The 18,738-nt window shown below is 63.4% G+C and carries 16 protein-coding genes; 12 read left to right on the top strand and 4 right to left on the bottom strand.

Annotated features, from left to right (window positions below):
• Positions 1 to 15: 15 nt before the first annotated feature.
• Positions 16 to 1,647: a YbaL family putative K(+) efflux transporter gene (gene ybaL, locus PG896_RS05090; protein WP_043155825.1), complete on the top strand. Its 1,632-nt coding sequence runs from the start codon at positions 16 to 18 to the stop codon at positions 1,645 to 1,647.
• 98 nt (positions 1,648 to 1,745) lie between these two features.
• Here the strand turns inward: ybaL and PG896_RS05085 are convergent, their stop codons facing one another.
• Positions 1,746 to 3,047, bottom strand: coding sequence for a sigma-54 dependent transcriptional regulator (locus tag PG896_RS05085; protein ID WP_010673560.1), 1,302 nt, complete (start codon positions 3,045 to 3,047; stop codon positions 1,746 to 1,748).
• Positions 3,048 to 3,393: 346 nt separating this feature from the next.
• On the opposite strand from PG896_RS05085, the gene PG896_RS05080 reads away from it, so the two are divergent.
• The 5 genes from PG896_RS05080 to PG896_RS05060 all read left to right on the top strand — a co-directional run bounded on the left by PG896_RS05080 (position 3,394) and on the right by PG896_RS05060 (position 7,778).
• Positions 3,394 to 3,972: a hypothetical protein gene (locus PG896_RS05080; protein ID WP_223924172.1), complete on the top strand. Its 579-nt coding sequence runs from the start codon at positions 3,394 to 3,396 to the stop codon at positions 3,970 to 3,972.
• A gap of 187 nt (positions 3,973 to 4,159) precedes the next feature.
• Positions 4,160 to 5,119, top strand: coding sequence for a hypothetical protein (locus tag PG896_RS05075; RefSeq protein ID WP_081331937.1), 960 nt, complete (start codon positions 4,160 to 4,162; stop codon positions 5,117 to 5,119).
• A 52-nt stretch (positions 5,120 to 5,171) separates the two neighbouring features.
• A complete protein-coding gene (locus PG896_RS05070) occupies positions 5,172 to 5,849 on the top strand; it encodes a C39 family peptidase (RefSeq protein ID WP_039039335.1) in 678 nt (225 codons plus the stop codon).
• Positions 5,850 to 5,856: 7 nt separating this feature from the next.
• Entirely contained in the window at positions 5,857 to 6,516 is a 660-nt protein-coding gene (locus PG896_RS05065) for a hypothetical protein (RefSeq protein ID WP_010673556.1), read from the top strand.
• A gap of 62 nt (positions 6,517 to 6,578) precedes the next feature.
• Positions 6,579 to 7,778 carry a transporter gene (locus tag PG896_RS05060; RefSeq protein ID WP_041213311.1) on the top strand — a complete coding sequence of 400 codons (1,200 nt, stop codon included), beginning with the start codon at positions 6,579 to 6,581 and terminating at the stop codon, positions 7,776 to 7,778.
• Between the two features lie 100 nt (positions 7,779 to 7,878).
• Here PG896_RS05060 and PG896_RS05055 read toward each other — a convergent pair whose 3' ends face one another.
• Positions 7,879 to 9,156: an NAD(P)/FAD-dependent oxidoreductase gene (locus PG896_RS05055; protein ID WP_125117411.1), complete on the bottom strand. Its 1,278-nt coding sequence runs from the start codon at positions 9,154 to 9,156 to the stop codon at positions 7,879 to 7,881.
• Between the two features lie 49 nt (positions 9,157 to 9,205).
• Entirely contained in the window at positions 9,206 to 9,814 is a 609-nt protein-coding gene (gene puuR, locus PG896_RS05050; protein ID WP_029314011.1) for an HTH-type transcriptional regulator PuuR, read from the bottom strand.
• A 309-nt stretch (positions 9,815 to 10,123) separates the two neighbouring features.
• Here puuR and PG896_RS05045 point away from each other — a divergent pair, with 309 nt between their 5' ends.
• The 5 genes from PG896_RS05045 (at position 10,124) to PG896_RS05025 (ending at position 16,638) form a co-directional block, all read left to right on the top strand.
• Positions 10,124 to 11,587: an NAD-dependent succinate-semialdehyde dehydrogenase gene (locus PG896_RS05045; protein ID WP_270835451.1), complete on the top strand. Its 1,464-nt coding sequence runs from the start codon at positions 10,124 to 10,126 to the stop codon at positions 11,585 to 11,587.
• Between the two features lie 232 nt (positions 11,588 to 11,819).
• Positions 11,820 to 13,109, top strand: a complete 1,290-nt coding sequence (gabT, locus tag PG896_RS05040; protein ID WP_042014742.1) for a 4-aminobutyrate--2-oxoglutarate transaminase — start codon at positions 11,820 to 11,822, stop codon at positions 13,107 to 13,109.
• A gap of 233 nt (positions 13,110 to 13,342) precedes the next feature.
• The gene (locus tag PG896_RS05035; RefSeq protein WP_010673549.1) at positions 13,343 to 13,480 is read left to right on the top strand and encodes a hypothetical protein; all 138 of its coding nucleotides are present in this window, start codon (positions 13,343 to 13,345) and stop codon (positions 13,478 to 13,480) included.
• Positions 13,480 to 14,823 carry an APC family permease gene (locus tag PG896_RS05030; RefSeq protein WP_041214747.1) on the top strand — a complete coding sequence of 448 codons (1,344 nt, stop codon included), beginning with the start codon at positions 13,480 to 13,482 and terminating at the stop codon, positions 14,821 to 14,823. Before PG896_RS05035 ends, PG896_RS05030 begins: the two co-directional genes overlap by 1 nt.
• Before the next feature lie 471 nt (positions 14,824 to 15,294).
• Positions 15,295 to 16,638, top strand: coding sequence for an APC family permease (locus PG896_RS05025; RefSeq protein WP_039039328.1), 1,344 nt, complete (start codon positions 15,295 to 15,297; stop codon positions 16,636 to 16,638).
• 88 nt (positions 16,639 to 16,726) lie between these two features.
• On the opposite strand, the gene PG896_RS05020 is transcribed toward PG896_RS05025, so the two are convergent.
• The gene (locus PG896_RS05020) at positions 16,727 to 17,176 is read right to left on the bottom strand and encodes a hypothetical protein (protein ID WP_223932151.1); all 450 of its coding nucleotides are present in this window, start codon (positions 17,174 to 17,176) and stop codon (positions 16,727 to 16,729) included.
• A gap of 306 nt (positions 17,177 to 17,482) precedes the next feature.
• Between PG896_RS05020 and PG896_RS05015 the strand changes: the two genes are divergently transcribed.
• A complete protein-coding gene (locus PG896_RS05015; RefSeq protein ID WP_223932150.1) occupies positions 17,483 to 18,637 on the top strand; it encodes a Na/Pi symporter in 1,155 nt (384 codons plus the stop codon).
• The last annotated feature ends 101 nt before the right edge of the window (positions 18,638 to 18,738 follow it).

The raw sequence follows: 18,738 nt of genomic DNA, 5'->3' as shown, positions 1-18,738 counted from the left end.
TAGCGAGGTGACGACATGGACCACTCACTCCCCCTTATCACCACCCTGGTAGGCGGCCTTGTGCTGGCCTACCTCTTCGGCATGCTGGCAAGCCGCCTGCGCATCTCCCCCATGGTGGGCTACCTCGCGGCCGGCGTGGTATGCGGCCCCTTTACGCCGGGCTATGTCGCCGACCTGCGGCTCGCCCCCGAGCTGGCCGAAATCGGCGTTATCCTGCTGATGTTTGGTGTCGGCCTGCACTTTTCCGTGAAAGACCTGCTGTCGGTGAAACACATCGCCATCCCGGGAGCCATCGTCCAGATAACCCTTGCGACCCTGCTCGGCCTTGGCCTCTCCCAACTGCTCGACTGGACCGTGACCGCCGGCCTGGTGTTTGGCCTGGCCCTCTCCACCGCCAGTACCGTGGTGCTGCTGCGCGCCCTGGAGAGCCGCGGCCAGCTCGACACCAACGAGGGACGCATCGCCATCGGCTGGCTCATCGTGGAGGATCTGGTGATGGTGCTGGCCCTGGTACTGCTCCCCATCCTCGCCAACCTGCAGCAAGGGGGCGAGGCACTGACCCCGGCCCAGGTGATGGCGGATATCGGCCTGACCCTGGCCAAGGTGGCTGCCTTCATCGCCCTGATGGTCATCGGCGGGCGACGCCTCATCCCCTGGCTGCTAGCCCGCACCGCCGCCACCGGCTCCCGCGAGCTGTTCACCCTGGCCGTCCTCTCCTGTTCCCTGGGCATCGCTTTTGGCGCCGTCAAGCTGTTTGGCGTCTCCTTTGCCCTCGGCGCCTTCTTCGCCGGCGTCGTGATGAACAGCTCCCATCTGAGCCACAAGGCGGCCAACGACACCCTGCCCCTGCAGGACGCCTTTGCCGTGCTCTTCTTCGTCTCCGTGGGCATGCTGTTCGACCCCGTCATCCTGCTGCGCGAGCCCCTGGCCGTGCTGGCCACCCTGTTCGTCATCGTGATCGGCAAATCGGTGGCCGCCTTCGCCATCGTGCGGCTCTTTGGCCACAGCCAGCGCACGGCGCTGACCATCTCCGCCAGCCTGGCCCAGGTGGGGGAGTTCTCCTTCATCCTGATGGGTCTCGGGGTCATGCTCGAGCTGGTCCCCGGGGTCGCCCGGGATCTGGTGCTGGTCGGCGCCTGTTTCTCCATCGTGCTCAATCCGCTGGTCTTCAACCAGGTGGAGCGCTGGCTGAGGCGCCATCCCGAACCACGCACCGATGGGTCACCTCACCTCTGCCCCTTGCAGGGCCATGTGGTGGTAGTGGGCGCCGACGAGATAGGCCAGCACCTCATTCGGCAGTTGCATGAACAAGGCAGGGAGATGGTGGTGATCGACACCGACGAGCGACTGCTGGCCCCCTGGCGCGCCATGGGGATCACCTGTCTGGCGGGCCATCCCATCCAGCAGGATCTGCTGACGGCGGCGCTGCCCAACGCCAGCTGGCTGCTGATCACCCTGGATGACAGCCTGCTGGCCGGTGAGATAGCCATCAGGGCGCAGGAATACGGCGCCCTGATGCGCATCGCCGCCTGTGCCCACCAGCACGAGGAGGTGCATCATCTGCGCGTGCGCGGCGTGCATCAGGTGGTCAAGAGCGAGGAGGAGGCTGCGCGGCGACTCTGTCACCTCGCCATGGAGATGGCCTGAAGCTCATCGGAAGTAACGAGTCCCCACGACGGGGCCAGACAAGAAGCCCGGGCCTGCTGCCCGGGCTTTTTGCATGACGGGGCGATACTGCCGTCCCCTCACAGCAGATCGTGCTTGTCCAGCAGGCGATAGAGGGTGGCCCGGGAGATGTCGAGCGTGCGGGCCACCTCCTCGAGCTGATCGGGGAAGCGGGCCAGCGTCCGTTGCAAGGCCTGACGCTCCGCCGCTTCGCGCACCGCCTTGAGCGAGCCGTCGAGCAGCAGGCTGTCCATGTTGGTCAGCTCCATGTCATCGGCTTCGATGAAGGGGCCGCTGCACATGACCACCGCCCGCTGAACCCGGTTGCGCAGCTCCCTCACATTCCCCGGCCAGCCATAGGACTGCATGGCCTGGCGCGCCTTGCGGGTGAAGCTGAGCACCCGCCCGCCCCGCACTTCCGCCAGAATGTCATCGGCAAGGAGCTGGATGTCTTCCGCCCGCTCGCACAAGGCCGGGGTGCGCAGGCGCACCACGTTGAGCCGGTAGTAGAGATCCATGCGAAATCCGCCGCTGGCCACCGCCTGCTCCACATCGATATTGGTGGCCGCGATGATCCGCACATCCACACGACGCGTCAGGTGGCTGCCCACCGCCTCTATGCACTGCTCCTGCAAGAAGCGCAGCAGGGTTGCCTGATCCTCCAGTGGCAACTCCCCTATCTCGTCGAGAAACAGGGTGCCGCCATCGGCGGCCTCTATCTTGCCTATCTTGTGGTGCTGTGCCCCGGTGAAGGCCCCCTTGACGTGGCCGAACAGCTCGGACTGGATGAGCTGATGGGGCATGGCCCCGCAATTGACCGCCACGAAAGGGCTCTCCTCCCCGAACGTGCTGTAGTGCAGCTCCCGGGCCACCAGCTCCTTGCCCGTACCGCTCGGTCCCGTCACCAGTACGGGCAGGCGGCAATGCTGCAACCGCACGATCTGGTCGCGCAACTGGCGGATGGGGGCGCTCTCCCCCTGGATGAAACGAAGCTGGGGTTGCAGTCGGGGGCGGTGTCGCCGGATGAGGCGCGCCATCCCCAGGGCATGTCCCAGGCTGTGGGAGAGCCTGTCTCTGTCCAGGGGAAAGGTGTGAAAATCATGAAAACAGGCTGCCAGCAAATTGCGAAGGGCTTCGCTGGCGAGACAGTCCCGCTGGATGAGGCCGATCCACAAGGCGCCGGAGTGCTGCGCTATCAGGTTGTAGAGGGCTTCGTGCTGCTGATGCTCGATCACCACCAGCACCAGGGGATAGTCCTTTTCCTGCAGTTTTTTCTCTGCCACCACCAGGGAGCTTGCCTGCTCCACCTGCCACTCGCCTTGTTCCAGCAGGCTTTCCAGTACGGCACATGAATTGATGAGCAACAATGCCGTTTCTGTCATAGGGACAACTCCTTGTTATCGCCACTGCACGAAGGAGTCTGACGACTTGTCCAGATAACTCCCTTTATCATCAAATGGCGCCATTTAATATGGCCAGACGATGATAACTATAAACCATCCCGCCTTTAGATTGATGGCACCACAATATTGAGACAGCCAAATTATCCGTGAGAAAAAATAAATCCATTGATAAATAAGCGCTTACTTCACGACATAATATGTCGCTCTCAACATTGAGACGTAAAAACAATTATATCAAATAAAAAACAACTAAAAATCATATGGTTGTAAATTGGCATGGTCGTTGCTCTCTCCAATAAGCCCTCCTGGCAGATGGAGACAGAACATGAAAATATATATTGCATTGGCAGCATTTCCTTTTCTGGCATTTGCCACCCCCTCAATGGCACAAAACCGGGTCGATCTCGGTGCTCAGGCATTGAGCAATATTCGTGGTTCCATGGGCGTCAATATGGTTGCCGGCAATAACAACCAACAAGGCAATCTTGCCGCCATCGCCATTTCGGGTCCGGCCGTCATTCAATTTGGTCAGCTGAATCAATCCACCACCAATCTGAACGGCAGCCAGAGCGTCGCCATCCTGGGCTCGGCCCTGAGCCAGAACCGGGGACTGGTCGGCATCAATCAGGGGGCGGGTGAGGGCAACCAGCAACTGAACGCCTTCGCCCTGTCCCTCGATGACAGCGGCCTGGGTGTCGTAACCGACATCAATCTCAGCTCCAGCGTCGCGAAGACCCCAGGGGGAAAGCCCCCCGCCAACACCACTACCAGCATCTATCTGGATGACACCGCCCTCACGGGCAGCAAGGGGGTCATTCAGGTGAACCAGGTCACGGGACAGGGAAACCAGTCAGTCAACATGGTTTCCCTGCCCCTGGCTGGCGCAGTAACGGCATCCCCATGATGCCGCAGGGATAGGAAGCCAGGCCCGGGGGTATCAGCCGATGGGCATATCTTCCGCTGAAAGTTCAATGGAGAGACTCATTATGCGTGGACTTATTTATAGCTCATTAGCCGCCGCGGTCATCATGGCCATGTCGGGCACTGCATCCGCCGATTACCGCGGTGACAGAGATGAGACAGGGGCAACCTTGACCAAGAAGGTCAAGGCAGAGGTCGATGTGGAATACGAAGGCAGGGTCAATGTCGGCGGCTACATCAACGTCAACAAACTCGGCATGGCCGTCGTGGACAACCAGCAGTCCAGTTCCATGATAGGCACCGCCAATACAAGAACGGAGAACACGAGCAAGATCGACGGCTCGTTCAAGGGTGCATCCGGTAACATCGGCGCCAACGTCGCAGCCGGTGACTCCAACGTACAGGGCAACAGCGCTTCCCTGGCCGCCTATGACGAGGTCGATGCCGAGTTCATCATGGGTCGTGGTCAACAACAACATGGCGCCCCTGGCGGATCGTCGGATGCCGAGGTCTTCTCCACCCAGAGCGCCAGCAACAACTGGACGACCAATCACGGCCATCAGAACAAGGCCGGTGTGGGCGATGGGGCCTTCAAGGATGCCGCAGGCAACATCGGGGTCAACGTGACCTCGGGCTCGGGTAACGTCCAGGCCAACAACATGGCTGCCTCCGTGTCCACCGGCAACATGGCCGTGGCCACCGTGGCCAACAGCCAGAGCGTCTCCAAGAACATGACCGAAAACCAAAGCCTGAGTGCAACCAAGACGGTTGACAAGGCGGGTGTGTTCCTCGGTCTCAAGGCTTGGGGCGATTACGAGGGGGGCGGTACCGGTCATGATGTCAAGAAAGGACATGACCACGACAATGACAACGACAGGTACGGCAACAACAACCCGAAAGATGATGGCAAGTTCGAGTTCAAGGAAGAGGGTGACATCAAGCTCAGTGGGTACGCCGTCGGGTATATTCCCGTGGTCAACACCTACACCAGCCGCGAAACCTTCAACCGGGCAACCATCGATGGCGGCGCCTTCAACGGTGCCGTGGGCAACATCGGGGTGAACGTCTCCTCGGGGACCAACAACCTGCAAGCGAACAATCTCTCGCTGGCCGCAGGGTTTGCCAAGTAAGTCGATGCGAGGGGGCCCAGTGCCCCCTTTTTCCCTGACACTGGAGGTCTGAATGCGCTGGCTGTTGCTGTTGCTGTGCTGTCCTGCCGTCTGGGCAGGCTCGGTGCCACTGGGAGAGCATCTTCCGGCGCTGGGGGATCTCAACAAACCGGTGCAGAGCATTCTGGAGCGTCGGTACGCCAACATCGAGCGCCAACATACGGATTTCAGCTGCGGGGCCGCCGCCGTCGCCACCATCTTGCGCTACGCCTACGGCCATGCAACCAATGAACGCTGGGTCATGGATGGCATGCTTGCCATGGCAGACCCGGAGCAGGTCAAGCACTACGGCTTCTCCATGCTCGACATGAAGCAGTACCTGCAAATGCTCGGCATGCGGGTCAGAGGGTATCGACTGGGCGATGAAAAACTGCGCCAGGTGAGGGTGCCCACCATCGTCCTGCTCAACATTCGCGGCTATCAGCACTTTGCCGTGCTGCGGGCCATCGATCGCCACGATCGCGTCTATCTGGCAGACCCGGCCCTCGGCAACCGGGTGATCACGTTCAAGGAGTTCAAGGAGAGCTGGAACGGCATCCTCCTCGCCGTCATCGGCGCGGGCTATCGTCCCGATGCCCCCCTTGCCAACCCCTCTCCCCCGCTCTCTGTCAGAGGCAAGGATGGGCTCTTCGCCCCGGTCAATGAAACATCCCTGCTGGAATTCGGTTTTCAGCACAAAGAGCTAATGTGAGGTCATCATGAATACCCGACCCGCCCTATGCCTCCTCTGCAGCCTGGGTGGCATCGCCTCTCCGCTGCTGGCAGCACCGGACCCGCTGGCCCATCTGTCAGACCACTTTGCGCCCGAACTGGCGGACGGGGAGCTGGCCCACCTGCGCGGCCGCTATGTCAGCAGCCATGGCATCAGCTACTTCGGCATCGAGTTCATCTCGTCACTGACCACGGCCCAGGCCCAGCAGACGGCGGCCATGAACCTGGCGCTGAGCATTGTGCAAAACAAACCCAAGCTGGATGTGCGCGTCAAGGATGAGGTCAAGCCCGCGGCCACGCCCGCCAAGGAGGCCCAGGTGCAGGGGGCCGGGCTGGTGCAGGTCGTTCAACTGGAGGGGAGCGGCAACAGCTCGGTCAACCAGACCGGTATTGAACTGACCACCCCCACCATGACGGGACACCTGGTTCAGGCGGGCAGCTACGAGCACCAGGGCGATCTGGGCACCGCCACCTATCGGGTCTCGGGGAATTATGCCGGCTTGCAACTACACTCTTCCGACGGCCGGGTCCTGCTGGAGCAGAGCCTGCGCGGTACCGATTTCAGCCGGGGGCTGCTGCAGTTCAACAAGGTCAGAGGGGACGGTTTGCAGACGCTCAATCAGACCCGCATCTGGTTTTCGCGCTGAGCACCGGTGAGCCCGGGGGCTGAACCATCAGAAAGGATGATAAACAACAAGGACGTATCCCGATGAAACAGTCTCGCATGCTGTTGATTGCCCTCGCCCCCTTCGCCTGCTGGGGGGCCACGGCCGAGGAGGAGGCCCTGCAACAACAGCTGGATCTCCTGCGCCAGCAACTGATCCAGCAAAATCAGGCCCTTCATCAGCTCCAGGCCCGCCTGGAGGCCGTCAAGGCCGCCGGTGCCACGACGGCAACCGCCGGGGTCGGAGCCGGGGCCGCCGTCGCCTCCACCCAGCAGGACGCCTCACGGCGCACGCCGGAAGTCGGCCGCAGTACCGAAGACCTGATGATCGAACAGCACAATGTGTTCGACCGCGCCCTGACCGTCGATGTGGGCCTCTCCTACCAGCACTACAACCGCAAGGATCTCGCCCTGCGCGGCTTCCTCGCCCTGGACGCCATCTTCCTTGGCGAAATCAACCTGGATCGGGTGCGCTCCGATCAGTGGACGGCGGATGTCATCACCCGCTACACCCTCAACGATCGCTGGCAACTGGAGCTGGCCCTCCCCTACATGTTCCGCAACACCAACTACCAGAGCACCGGCAAGGAGAACTCCAGCCGCGACTTCGAGGAGCAGAGCGTCAGCGATGGCGGTCTGGGGGATCTCAGCCTCGCCATCTACTACAGGGTCATGGCAGAGAGCGAGGATTGGCCGGATCTGGTGTGGAACTTCCGGGCCAAGGCGCCGACCGGCAAGGATCCTTACGGCATCGAGATCAACACCTCGGAATCGGGCAACCTGGTGACCCCCAAGGAGCTCGCCACCGGCAACGGGCTCTGGCAGCTCTCCACCGGCTTCTCCCTGGTCAAGACCATGGATCCCGCCATCCTGTTTGCCAGCCTCAACTATGGTCACAGCCTCAAGCAGGACTTTGACGATATCTCCTACCAGCCCGGCAACCAGCCCGGCAGCATCCAGCTGGGGGACTGGTATGAATATGGCCTGGGGGTCGCATTCGCCCTCAACGAACGCTTCAGCCTCTCCTTCAACATCAACCAGCGCGTCACCATGGAGTCCGAGCAGGGGTCCGAAGGCTTTGCCATGGAGAAGGTCACCGGCTCCGATGCCAACGCCGCCAGCTTTGGCATGGGGTCGACCTGGGCCATCACCGACAACCTCTCCATGGCGGTCAACTGGTCTGCCGGGCTCACCACGGATGCACCGGACTACACCATCGGGATCCGCTTCCCCTACCGCTTCTAGCCCCGTCAGGACCCCGGCAGGTTGACGACAAAAAAACGAGGGAGGCATAACGCCTCCCTCTGCTTGTTGCCACCAGCCAGCCTGGCGGGCCACCTTGTCATCACACCCCCAGGCGATCGCGCAGGGTGTACCAGGCGGCGCCGGCGGCGGTGAAGGGGATGCGCAGCAGGCGGCCCCCCGGGAAGGGGTAGTGCGGCAGCCTGGCGAACGCATCGAAGCGTTCCGCCTGACCGCTCAGCACCTCGGAGAGCAGCTTGCCCGCCAGATGGGTACAGGTGACGCCGTGGCCGCTGTAGCCCTGCATGTAGTAGATGTTGTGACCGATGCGGCCAAACTGCGGCAGGCGCGACAGGGTGAGCAGGAAGTTGCCGGTCCAGGTGTACTCCACCTTGACGTCTTTGAGCTGGGGGAAGGTCTTGCGCATCTTGGGGATGATCAGCCGCTCGATGTCCGCCGGATCTCGCGCCCCGTAGACCACGCCGCCGCCATAGATGAGCCGGTGATCGCCGGAGGTGCGGTAGTAGTCGAGCAGGTAGTTGCAATCCTCCAGGCAGTAGTTTTGCGGCAGCAGTGAGCGGGCCCGCTCCTCCCCCAGCACCTCGGTGGCGATCACCTGGGTGCCGCAGGGCATACTCTTGCCGGCGAGCTCGGGCACCAGGTTGCCGAGATAGGCGTTGCCGGCCACCACCACGAAGCGCGCCTTCACTGCCCCCTTGGCGGTCTTGACCAGGGCGGGCTGACCCGGAGTGATGCTGGTGACGGCGGACTGCTCGAAGATAAGCCCCCCCTGCATGCGGATGGCTTCCGCCTCCCCCAGCGCCAGGTTGAGGGGATGGATATGGCCGCCGCTCTTGTCCAGCAGGGCGCCGACGTAACGATCGCTCGCGACCACCTCGCGCACCCCGTCGGCATCGAGCAGCTCCAGCTGGTCGTTGCCCCACTTCTCCCAGCGCGCCTTCTGCGCCTTGAGTTCGTGAAGCTGCTTCTCGGTCTCGGCGGCAAAGACCCCGCCCTCCTGCAGATCGCACTGGATGTTGTAGCGTTTGATCCGCTCGCGGATGATCTGGCCCCCCTCAAACAACATGGAGCCGAGCAGCCTGGCCTGATCCGGCGGGCAGTTCGCTTCGATGGTGTCGATGTCGCGGCTGTAGGAGTTGACGATCTGGCCGCCGTTGCGGCCGCTGGCGCCAAAGCCGACCCTGGCCGCCTCCAGCACCACCACCTTGTACCCCTTCTCCACCAGATGCAGCGCACTGGAGAGGCCGGTGTAGCCTGCGCCTATGACGCAGACGTCGCACTCCAGCTGCTCGGTGAGCGTGGGATAGGGCGCGTGTTTGTTGGCACTGGCTGCGTAGTAACTCTTTACATGTTCGGTCATGATCCCTGTTTCCTTACCGGTTCGTTTCCAACACAACGGGTTGTTCACATTAAAAGCTGGCCGGGGTGTGGGCGCTGACGATGCGGCAGACCTGCCCCGAGGGATTGCTGAAACTGTGGGGCTCGCCGGTGTCGATGACATAGCTGTCCCCGGCGCACAGTTCATAGGTCTGGCCGGCCAGGGTCAGCAACACCGACCCTTCCAGCACGGTGCCCACCTCTTCCCCCTGATGCTTCACCACGCCGCCGGTGTCGGTGCCGGGGGCATAGGTCTCCAGCATGAAGCCGAGCTGGCGCCGATTGTTGCCGTTGTGTACCAGCTTCATGGAGACCCCCTGGCTGCCGAGCTCGATGAGCTGCTCCGCCTTGATCACCACGCTGGGCGTGCTCGCCACCTCCTCTTCGGCGAAGAAGCGCGACAACGGCAGCTCGTAGACGCTCAGCAGCTTTTGCAGGGAGGCCACCGAGGGGCTCACCTTGTTCTGCTCTATCATGCAGATGGCGCCGTGGGTCAGGCCGCTCAGCTCCGCCACCCGGCGCTGGGAGAGCCCGAGCTCCCTGCGGATCCGGGCAAGCCGCTCCCCCATGTTTCTCTCGTGCTCCGCCAGGGGGTTGTCCGTCATGGTCCGCCACCGGACCTCGCCACGGGATTGCTCCATCGCCCACCTCTTTCCATGGTCATTCGAATACCTGGGGCCGACTGGTCAATATAGTGCGTCAGGAACGTCAGCCCCGTTCACTATCCTGCACAACCCAGAGCGTTCATTATTTTGCACACCCTGCGCAATGAAAACCGCTAAAATCGCGCTAACAGCCCCATTTCTAGCATGTGACGCCCAGTTCACTCAAATATATTTAACACTTGAAAAACATTTCGGCTCATTTTATGGTCGTTACGTGCTTATTATTCTATACGGCGGTGCCCACATAAACGCGCCACCCAGACCCACTATCGAGGCCCCTTACTTATGTCAGCATCACAACCTGCTCTCTCCCTGATCAAATCCCTGGCCTATGTCGACGGCCGCTGGTGCGAGTCCCTGGGCGGGCGCCGGTTCGAGGTCCTGAACCCGGCCACCGGCCAGGTCATCACCCAGGTGCCCGACATGGACGGGGAGGACACCCGCCTCGCCATCGCGGCCGCCCACGCGGCGCAACCCGCCTGGGCGGCCCTCACCGCCAAGGAGCGCAGCAGCAAACTCTACGCCTGGTTCGAGCGCATCATGGCCAACCAGGAGGAGCTCGCCCGTATCATGACCTGCGAGCAGGGCAAGCCGCTGGCGGAAGCCAAAGGAGAGGTGGCCTACGGCGCCAGCTTCATCCAGTGGTTCGCTGAAGAGGGCAAGCGTGCCTATGGCCGCACCATCCCCGGCTTCTCCGCCGATCGGCGCCTGGCCACCATCAAGCAGCCGGTGGGGGTCGTGGCCGCCATCACCCCCTGGAACTTCCCCATCGCCATGATCACCCGCAAGGCGGGTCCGGCGCTGGCCGCCGGTTGTACCATCGTCATCAAGCCCGCCGCCGAAACGCCCCTCTGCGCCCTGGCGCTGGCGGTACTGGCGGAGCAGGCGGGCATTCCCGCCGGGGTCATCAACATCGTCACCTCCCATCAGGCGAGCGCGGTGGGCAACGAGCTGTGCAGCAACCCCGTGGTGCGCAAGTTCTCCTTCACCGGCTCCACCCGCATCGGCAAACTGCTGATGCGCCAGTGCGCCGACACCATGAAGCGCCTCTCCCTGGAGCTTGGCGGCAACGCCCCCTTCATCGTCTTTGACGACGCCGACCTCGACGCCGCCGTGGCCGGGGCCCTGGCGTCCAAATACCGCAACGCCGGCCAGACCTGCGTCTGCGCCAACCGCATCCTGGTGCAGGCCAGCGTCTATGACGCCTTCGCCGAGAAGCTCGCCGCCGCGGTCAAAGCCTTCAAGGTCGGGGACGGCATGGGCGAGGGCGTCCAGATCGGGCCCCTCATCAACCCGGCCGCCGCCAGCAAGGTGGCCGAGCTGGTGCAGCAATCGGTCGCCGCCGGTGCCCGGGTGCTGGTGGGGGGCGACGCCCACCCCGCCGGTCCCCTCTTCTATCACCCCACCATCCTGACCGGGGTCACCCGGGGCAACCCCATTCTGGACGAGGAGATCTTCGGGCCCGTCGCCCCTCTGGTGCGCTTCGAGACGGAAGCCGAGGCCATTGCGCTTGCCAACGACACCCCCTATGGCCTGGCCGCCTACTTCTATGGCCGCGACATCGCCCGGGTGTGGCGGGTGGCCGAGGGGCTCGAATACGGCATGGTGGGGATCAACGAGGGGATCATCTCCACCGAACTGGCCCCCTTTGGCGGGATCAAGGAGTCGGGACTGGGCCGGGAAGGGGCGGCCGAAGGGCTGGAGGAGTACCTGGAGACCAAATACCTCTGCTTTGGCGGCATTCGCTGAGGGGAGTGAAGGGGCAATCGCATCGTTAAAACAGATGCGTTATGACACAGCCCATCGCTTTTACAGATAGAAAGAGGGGGCCGCCGGTCACGACCGAGCGCCTTGTGGGCCCTGAGGGCACATCGGGGGCCCCCTTTTGCGAACAGGCCGCCCTGCCCGAGGGCAGTTGGCGGCACACATATGGCCAGATGGCACAGGAACAGCGGGGGCCCATGCCCCTCAGGGAGGAAAGATGAGTCATTCAAGCAACAACCAGCAGTGGCAGGCCCGCCGCGAAGCGGCCGTGGTCCAGGGGGTCGGCACCCTGCTGCCGGTCTTCATCGACCGGGCGCACAACGCCGAGCTGTGGGACGTGGAGGGCAACCGCTACATCGACTTTGCCTCCGGCATCGCCGTGCTCAACACCGGCCACAACCACCCCAAGGTGGTGGCGGCGGTGCGCGAGCAGCTCGAGAAGTTCAGCCACACCTGCTTCCAGGTCACCCCCTACTCCGGCTATATCGAGCTGGCGGAAAAATTGAATGCCCTGGTGCCCGGCCCCACCCCCAAGCGCACCCTCTTCCTCTCCACCGGCGCCGAGGCGGTGGAGAACGCCATCAAGATCGCCCGCGCCCACACCGGTCGCAGCGGCACCATCGCCTTCAAGGGGGGCTTCCACGGCCGCACCATGATGGGCATGGCCCTCACCGGCAAGGTGGTGCCCTACAAGACCGGCTTCGGCCCCTTCCCGGGGGAGGTATATCACCTCCCCTTCCCCGCCGACTACCTGGGAGTGAGTGAAGACGATGCCCTGGCCGCGCTGGACCTCTGCTTCAGCGCCGACATCGAACCCACCCGGGTGGCCGCCATCATCATCGAGCCGGTGCAGGGGGAAGGGGGCTTCTACCCCGCCTCCGCCAGCTTCATGCAGCGCCTGCGCCAGGTGTGCGACCAGCACGGCATCCTGCTCATCTGCGACGAGATCCAGACCGGTTTCTGTCGCACCGGCAAGACCTTCGCCACCGAATACAGCGGTGTCGAACCCGACATCATGACGCTGGCCAAGAGCCTGGCCGGCGGCTTCCCGCTCTCTGCCGTGGTGGGCAAGAGCGAGGTGATGAACGCCGCCAAGCCCGGTGGCCTGGGGGGCACCTACGCCGGCTCCCCCATCGCCTGCGCCGCCGCCCTGGCGGTGCTGGAGGTGATCGAGGAGGAGCGCCTGAACCAGAAGGCCCTGGCCCAGGGGGAGCAGATCAAGGCTCGCCTGCACCAGCTGGCGACACGGTTTGACTGCATCGGCAACATCCGCGGCCCCGGCGCCATGGTGGCCATGGAGCTGGTGAAGGAGGGAGATGCCGCCAGACCGGACCCGGATCTCACCAAGCGGCTGGTGGCCGAGGCGGGCAAGCGGGGGCTGGTGCTGCTGGCCTGCGGCGTGCGTGGCAACGTGATCCGTTTCCTCGCTCCCCTGACCGCCCCGGCAGCCATCGTCGACGAGGGACTCGACCTGCTGGAGCAGGCCCTGTCCGCCTCCCTGGCCTGATCCGGAAGACCGCGTTCGCCCACGTGCAAAAAAATGCGTTTTTGCTCCCTTGATATGCTTGTCAAGGGGGCATCACGAATGCACAATGCGCCGCCGTATTCAAGGACCGTCCGCTCATCGGAGCCCGGTTCTTTTTTTGCGCCAAACAAATCCATAACGAGGCCGGAACAGACCGGAAATGATAACGAGGTGGCACGCCATCTCACGACACCCGCTTCTTAGTGAGGAACTCCATGGGGCATATCATCGCTTTCCTGCCGGCCCGCGCCGGTCTGCGCCATCCGTCCGCATCCCGGACTGGCGCCCCCACCGTGCAGGATGACCTCACCGTCAGCCTGATCCCGTCAGCCTGCCTGCGGGGGATCGCCTGATGCACCCGCACCCCGCCGGTCTGAAAAAAAGCCTGAAACTCTGGCACGTGGTCATCATGGGGCTGGCCTATCTCACCCCCATGGCGGTGTTCGACACCTTCGGCATCGTCACCGAAATCACCGAAGGCCATGTGCCGACCGCCTACCTGCTCGCCCTCATCGGCATGCTGTTCACCGCCATGAGCTACGGCCACCTGGTGCGCAAGTTCCCCTCGGCAGGCTCCGCCTACACCTATGCCCAGAAGGTGTTCCACCCCTATGTGGGTTTCATGGTGGGCTGGGTCTCCCTGCTCGACTACATGTTCATGCCCATGATCAACATGCTGCTGGCCAAGATCTACATGGAGGCTCTCTTCCCCGGCGTGGCCCCCTGGACCTACATCCTGGCCCTGGCCGCCGTCATGACCTTCCTGAACCTGCGGGGCATCAAGCTGGTGGCGAACTTCAACAGCCTGATCGTCATCATGCAGTTCAGCATCATCGCCGTCTTCATCGGCCTCATCGCCTGGGGCGTGAGCCACGGCGAGGGGCTCGGCACGGTGGCGAGCAGCCGCCCCTTCTTCTCCGAGCAGATGCACATCAATCCCCTGCTGACCGGCGCCTCCATCCTCTGCCTGTCGTTCCTCGGGTTTGACGCCATCACCACCCTGTCGGAGGAGACCCCGAACGCGGATCGGGTGATCCCCCGGGCCATCGTGCTCACCGCCCTCATCGGCGGCGTGCTCTTCATCTCCGTCTCCTACTTCCTGCAGCTCTTCTTCCCGGACATTTCCCGCTTCCAGCAGCCGGATGCGGTGCTGCCGGAGATCGCCCTCTATGTGGGCGGCAAGCTGTTCCAGGCGGTGGTGCTGGTCTGCACCACGGTGGCGGTGCTCGCCTCGGGGCTCGCCTCCCACGCCGGGGTATCGCGCCTGCTCTACGTGATGGGCCGGGATCGCGCCCTGCCGAGCCGCGTCTTCGGCTACATCCACCCCACCTGGCAGACCCCGGCTCTCAACGTGCTGCTGGTGGGCATGCTGGCCCTCTCGGCGGTGGCCTTCGATCTGGAGATGGCGCTGGCGCTCATCAACTTCGGCGCCCTGGTGGCCTTCACCTTCGTCAACCTGGCGGTGATTGCCCACTTCTATCTCAGGCTGGGTCACAACAAGACCCTGAAGGATCACCTGCTGTTCCTCGCCCTGCCCCTGTGCGGCGCCGCCTGCATCGGGGTGCTCTGGCTCAACCTGGAGCCCGCCTCCTTCGAGCTGGGGCTGATCTGGGCCGCCCTCGGTGCCATCTACCTGCTGCTGCGCCTCACCGTGTTCCGGGTCCGCCTCGGCCGCCCCGAGCAGGACGCCTCCTGAGCGAAACCGGCGCCCCCAGGGCGCCGGTTTCACATGGCGGCAAAGCAGGGCCCCGCCTGATGACAAGGTTGTCATCGACTTTCCGGCAGCGGTGGCGAAGTGATCGCTCACGGGGGGAACAAATTCCCCGCTGGCGGCCTTTTTCGCTTGTCTCCTCCCCCCCCCTGAGGGCACAATACGGCGCCCCTTGAGAGCCGATGTTTCAACAACATCGGTTCTTTGCTTTTCTGGGGCACACCACCATTCACCAAGAGGCCGGCCATGTGCCGGAATTGATACCCAGATTGCCAAGCAATCTCCCGACGTTGTGAGGAAAAACATGGGGCATTTCACTGCTTTCCTGCCGGTCCCCGCCGGCGTGCGCCACGCATCTGTGCCACAGATGGGCGCCCCCTGTGTCCAGCGACGCGTTTCCGCGTCCCTGATCCCGTCCCATCTCGCCCACGGGGCCTGTGCAGAGGAGAAAGCGTGATGGCCGGTGCCAAGCTGCTCAAGACCCTCACCCTGTTCCAGGTCGTGGTGATGGGTCTGGCTTACCTCACGCCCATGGCGGTATTCGATACCTTCGCCATCGTCGGTGACATCACGGATGGTCGCGTGGCCACCGCCTACCTGCTGGCGCTCGGCGGCATCCTGCTGACCGCGTTCAGCTACGGCCACCTGGTGCGCCGCTTCCCGTCCGCAGGCTCCGCCTACACCTATGCCCAGAAGGTGTTTCACCCCTATGTGGGCTTCATGGTGGGCTGGTCTTCCCTACTGGACTACATGTTCATGCCGATGATCAACATCCTGCTGGCCAAGATCTACCTGACCGCCATGTTCCCCACCGTGGAGCCCTGGATCTTCATCTTCGGTCTGGTGACCGTGATGACCTTCCTGAACCTGCGCGGCATCAAGCTGGTGGCGAACCTCAACGGCTTCATCGTCTTCATCCAGATCGCCATCATCGTCACCTTCCTCGGCCTCATCGCCTGGGGCCTGAGTCACGGTGAAGGGGCCGGCACCCTGATGAGCAGCCGTCCGTTCCATGTGGAGTCTGCCAGCATGCTGCCGCTGTTCACCGGCGCCACCATCCTCTGCTTCTCGTTCCTGGGCTTCGACGGCCTGAGCTCTCTCTCCGAAGAGACCCCGAATGCCGGCAAGGTGATCCCCCGTGCCATCGTGCTGACGGCCCTCATCGGCGGCATCATCTTCGTCACCGTCTCCTACAGCCTGCAGCTGTTCTTCCCGGATCTGGCCCGCTTCAAGGAGCCGGACGCCGTGCTGCCGGAGATCGCCCTCTACGTAGGTGGCACCCTGTTCCAGAGCGTGGTGCTGGTGTGCACCACCGCGGCCGTGCTCGCCTCCGGCATGGCGGCCCACGCCGGCGTGTCGCGCATCCTCTACGTGATGGGGCGCGATCGCATGATCCCGGAGCGGGTGTTCGGCTATATCCACCCCACCTGGCGCACCCCGGCCATCAACGTGCTGCTGGTGGGGGCCCTGGCCCTCTCCGCAGTGTCGTTCGATCTGGACATGGCCCTGGCCCTGGTGAACTTCGGCGCCCTGGTGGCCTTCACCTTCGTCAACCTCTCGGTGATCGGCCAGTTCTGGGTGCGCGAGAAGCGCAACAAGAGCCTCAAGGAGCACCTGCTGTTCCTGGTGCTGCCGCTGCTGGGGGCCGCCACCATCGGCGCGCTGTGGATCAACCTGGAGCAGAGCTCCCTGGAGCTTGGCCTCATCTGGGCGGGGATCGGGGTCACCTACCTCTTCCTGCGCCTCGCCGTGTTCCGCATCCCCTTCCGTCAGTACGAGGAAGCGGCCGACGGCCAGTAAGCCATCTCGATCGCAAGATGCAAAGAGGGGAGCCCACGGGCTCCCCTCTCTTGTTTGCACGACGCATCGCCTTCTGCCGGGTTTCCCCTCAGTAGGTGGCCGTCTTGCGCAGCACGGCGCGGCCCGCCGCCTTGGCGGGATCGTCCACCACGTTCTCGACTCGCTGCTGGGTGTTCTTCGCCTTGTTGTAGGTCTCGCCCACACCGGCAGCCTCGGCGGCCTTGCGCTTGGCGTAGTCACCGGGATTGTCCACCGCATTCTCGACCCGCTGCTGGGTGTTCTTGGCCTTGTAGTAAGCGTCATCCACGCCGGTGGCCTGGGCCGCCTTGCGCTTGGCATAGCCAGCGGGATCGTTGACCGCGTTGTCCACACGCTGTTTGGCGCTCTGCGCGGAGCAATGGCTGTTGACCCCGGTCGCGCTGTTGACGGCCGAGCCGATCGCCACGTCTTTGGAGCTGCAATCGGAGGGCAGCACGGCGGCATGAGAGGAGAGAGAGGCCATCGCCAGGGGCAGGAGAAGAAGGGACCAATGTTTCATGACAGACTCGCAATTACTGATTAAATGACGAGGCAGTCTACTCCCATTGACTGAGTGGCGGCACAGGATCCACCAGTGGATGGCACCCCGTCCGTCAGTTTCTAACGCATCCCTACATTCGACAGACCAATTCACTTAAAACAACAAAACAATCAGAATTAATCACTACACTCCCATCTGGCCCGCCAATCCCGAGCCCCCTGTCACCAAAGCATCATAAAAGTGTCACGTTGTCATATTTCTGTCATAGAGCACTGCTGTAATGCGCCCGTCCATTTTCAACGCAGAACGACCCCAAGAGGCCATATGCACAGCACCGCATCTTCCGCACCCCAGCAGATCCGCCGTCCCGGCCCCCTGTTCAACTGGCTCGCGGTGATCACGCTGATCTACCTGATCCTGGTCGCCGTTGGCGCCGTCTCCCACGGCTTCAAGGGCTTCTCCGGCGGCGCCGAGGGCGCGGCCCAGATCTTCTCCTTCGCCAACAACCCCTTCGTTGCGCTGCTGCTCGGCATCCTGGCCACCGCCCTGGTGCAATCCTCCAGCACCGTCACCTCGGTGATCGTCGGCCTGGTGGCGGGCGGCCTGCCCATGAGCATGGCCATCCCCATGGTGATGGGGGCCAACCTCGGTACCACCATCACCAACACCATCGTCTCCCTCGGCCATATCCGTGACAGGGGCGAGTTTCGCCGCGCCTTCGCCGCCGCCACCGTGCACGACTTTTTCAACCTGCTGGCGGTCTTCATCTTCCTGCCGCTGGAATTGATGTTCGGTCTGCTGCAAAAGAGTGCCGAGTGGCTGTCCGGTCTGCTGATGGGCTCCGCCGACATGTCCATGAAGGGCATGGACTTCATGAAGCCCATCATCTCCCCCTCCCTGGATCTCATCGACAGCGCCGTCGCCTTCCTGCCGGGCAAGGGCCCCGCCATCGCCACCATCGTCATCGGCATTCTGCTGATCCTCGGCTGCGTCACCGCCCTCGGCAAGGTGCTGCAACGGGTCATGGTGGGTCGTGCCAAGGAGCTGCTGCACAAGGCCCTGGGCCGTGGTCCCCTGACCGGCATCGCCTCCGGCACCCTGGTGACCGTCATGGTACAGTCCTCCTCCACCACCACCAGCCTGATGATCCCGCTGGCGGGCGGCGGCGTGTTCAACACCCGTCAGCTCTACCCCTTCACCCTGGGGGCCAACATCGGCACCACCATCACGGCCCTGCTGGCGGCCACCGCCATCAGCGGCGCCGGCGCCCAGCTGGCCTTGACCATCGCCTTCGTGCATGTGCTGTTCAACGTCTTCGCCGTGGCGCTCATCTATGGCGTGCCCTTCCTGCGGGAATTGCCCATCAAGGCCGCCGAAACCCTGGCCCGGGTCGGCAGCGAGAACAAGCTGCTGGCGCTGGGTTACGTGGCCGGGCTCTTCTTCGCCCTGCCCGCCCTGATGATGGTGGCCGTCAAGTAAATCCGAACCGGGGGCATCATGCCCCAGGTGCCTTGCCCGTCCGGTCACATCCTCCGGCATCCCCCCTCGCCCTCCCTCCCCGGCTGGGATAAGATGCCCCT

The organism is Aeromonas sp. QDB30, from assembly GCF_027707645.1.
GTDB classification, from domain to species: Bacteria; Pseudomonadota; Gammaproteobacteria; order Enterobacterales; family Aeromonadaceae; genus Aeromonas; species Aeromonas caviae.
The sequence above is the reverse complement of the archived record's forward strand: the minus strand, read 5'-3'. Positions and strand labels throughout refer to the sequence as shown.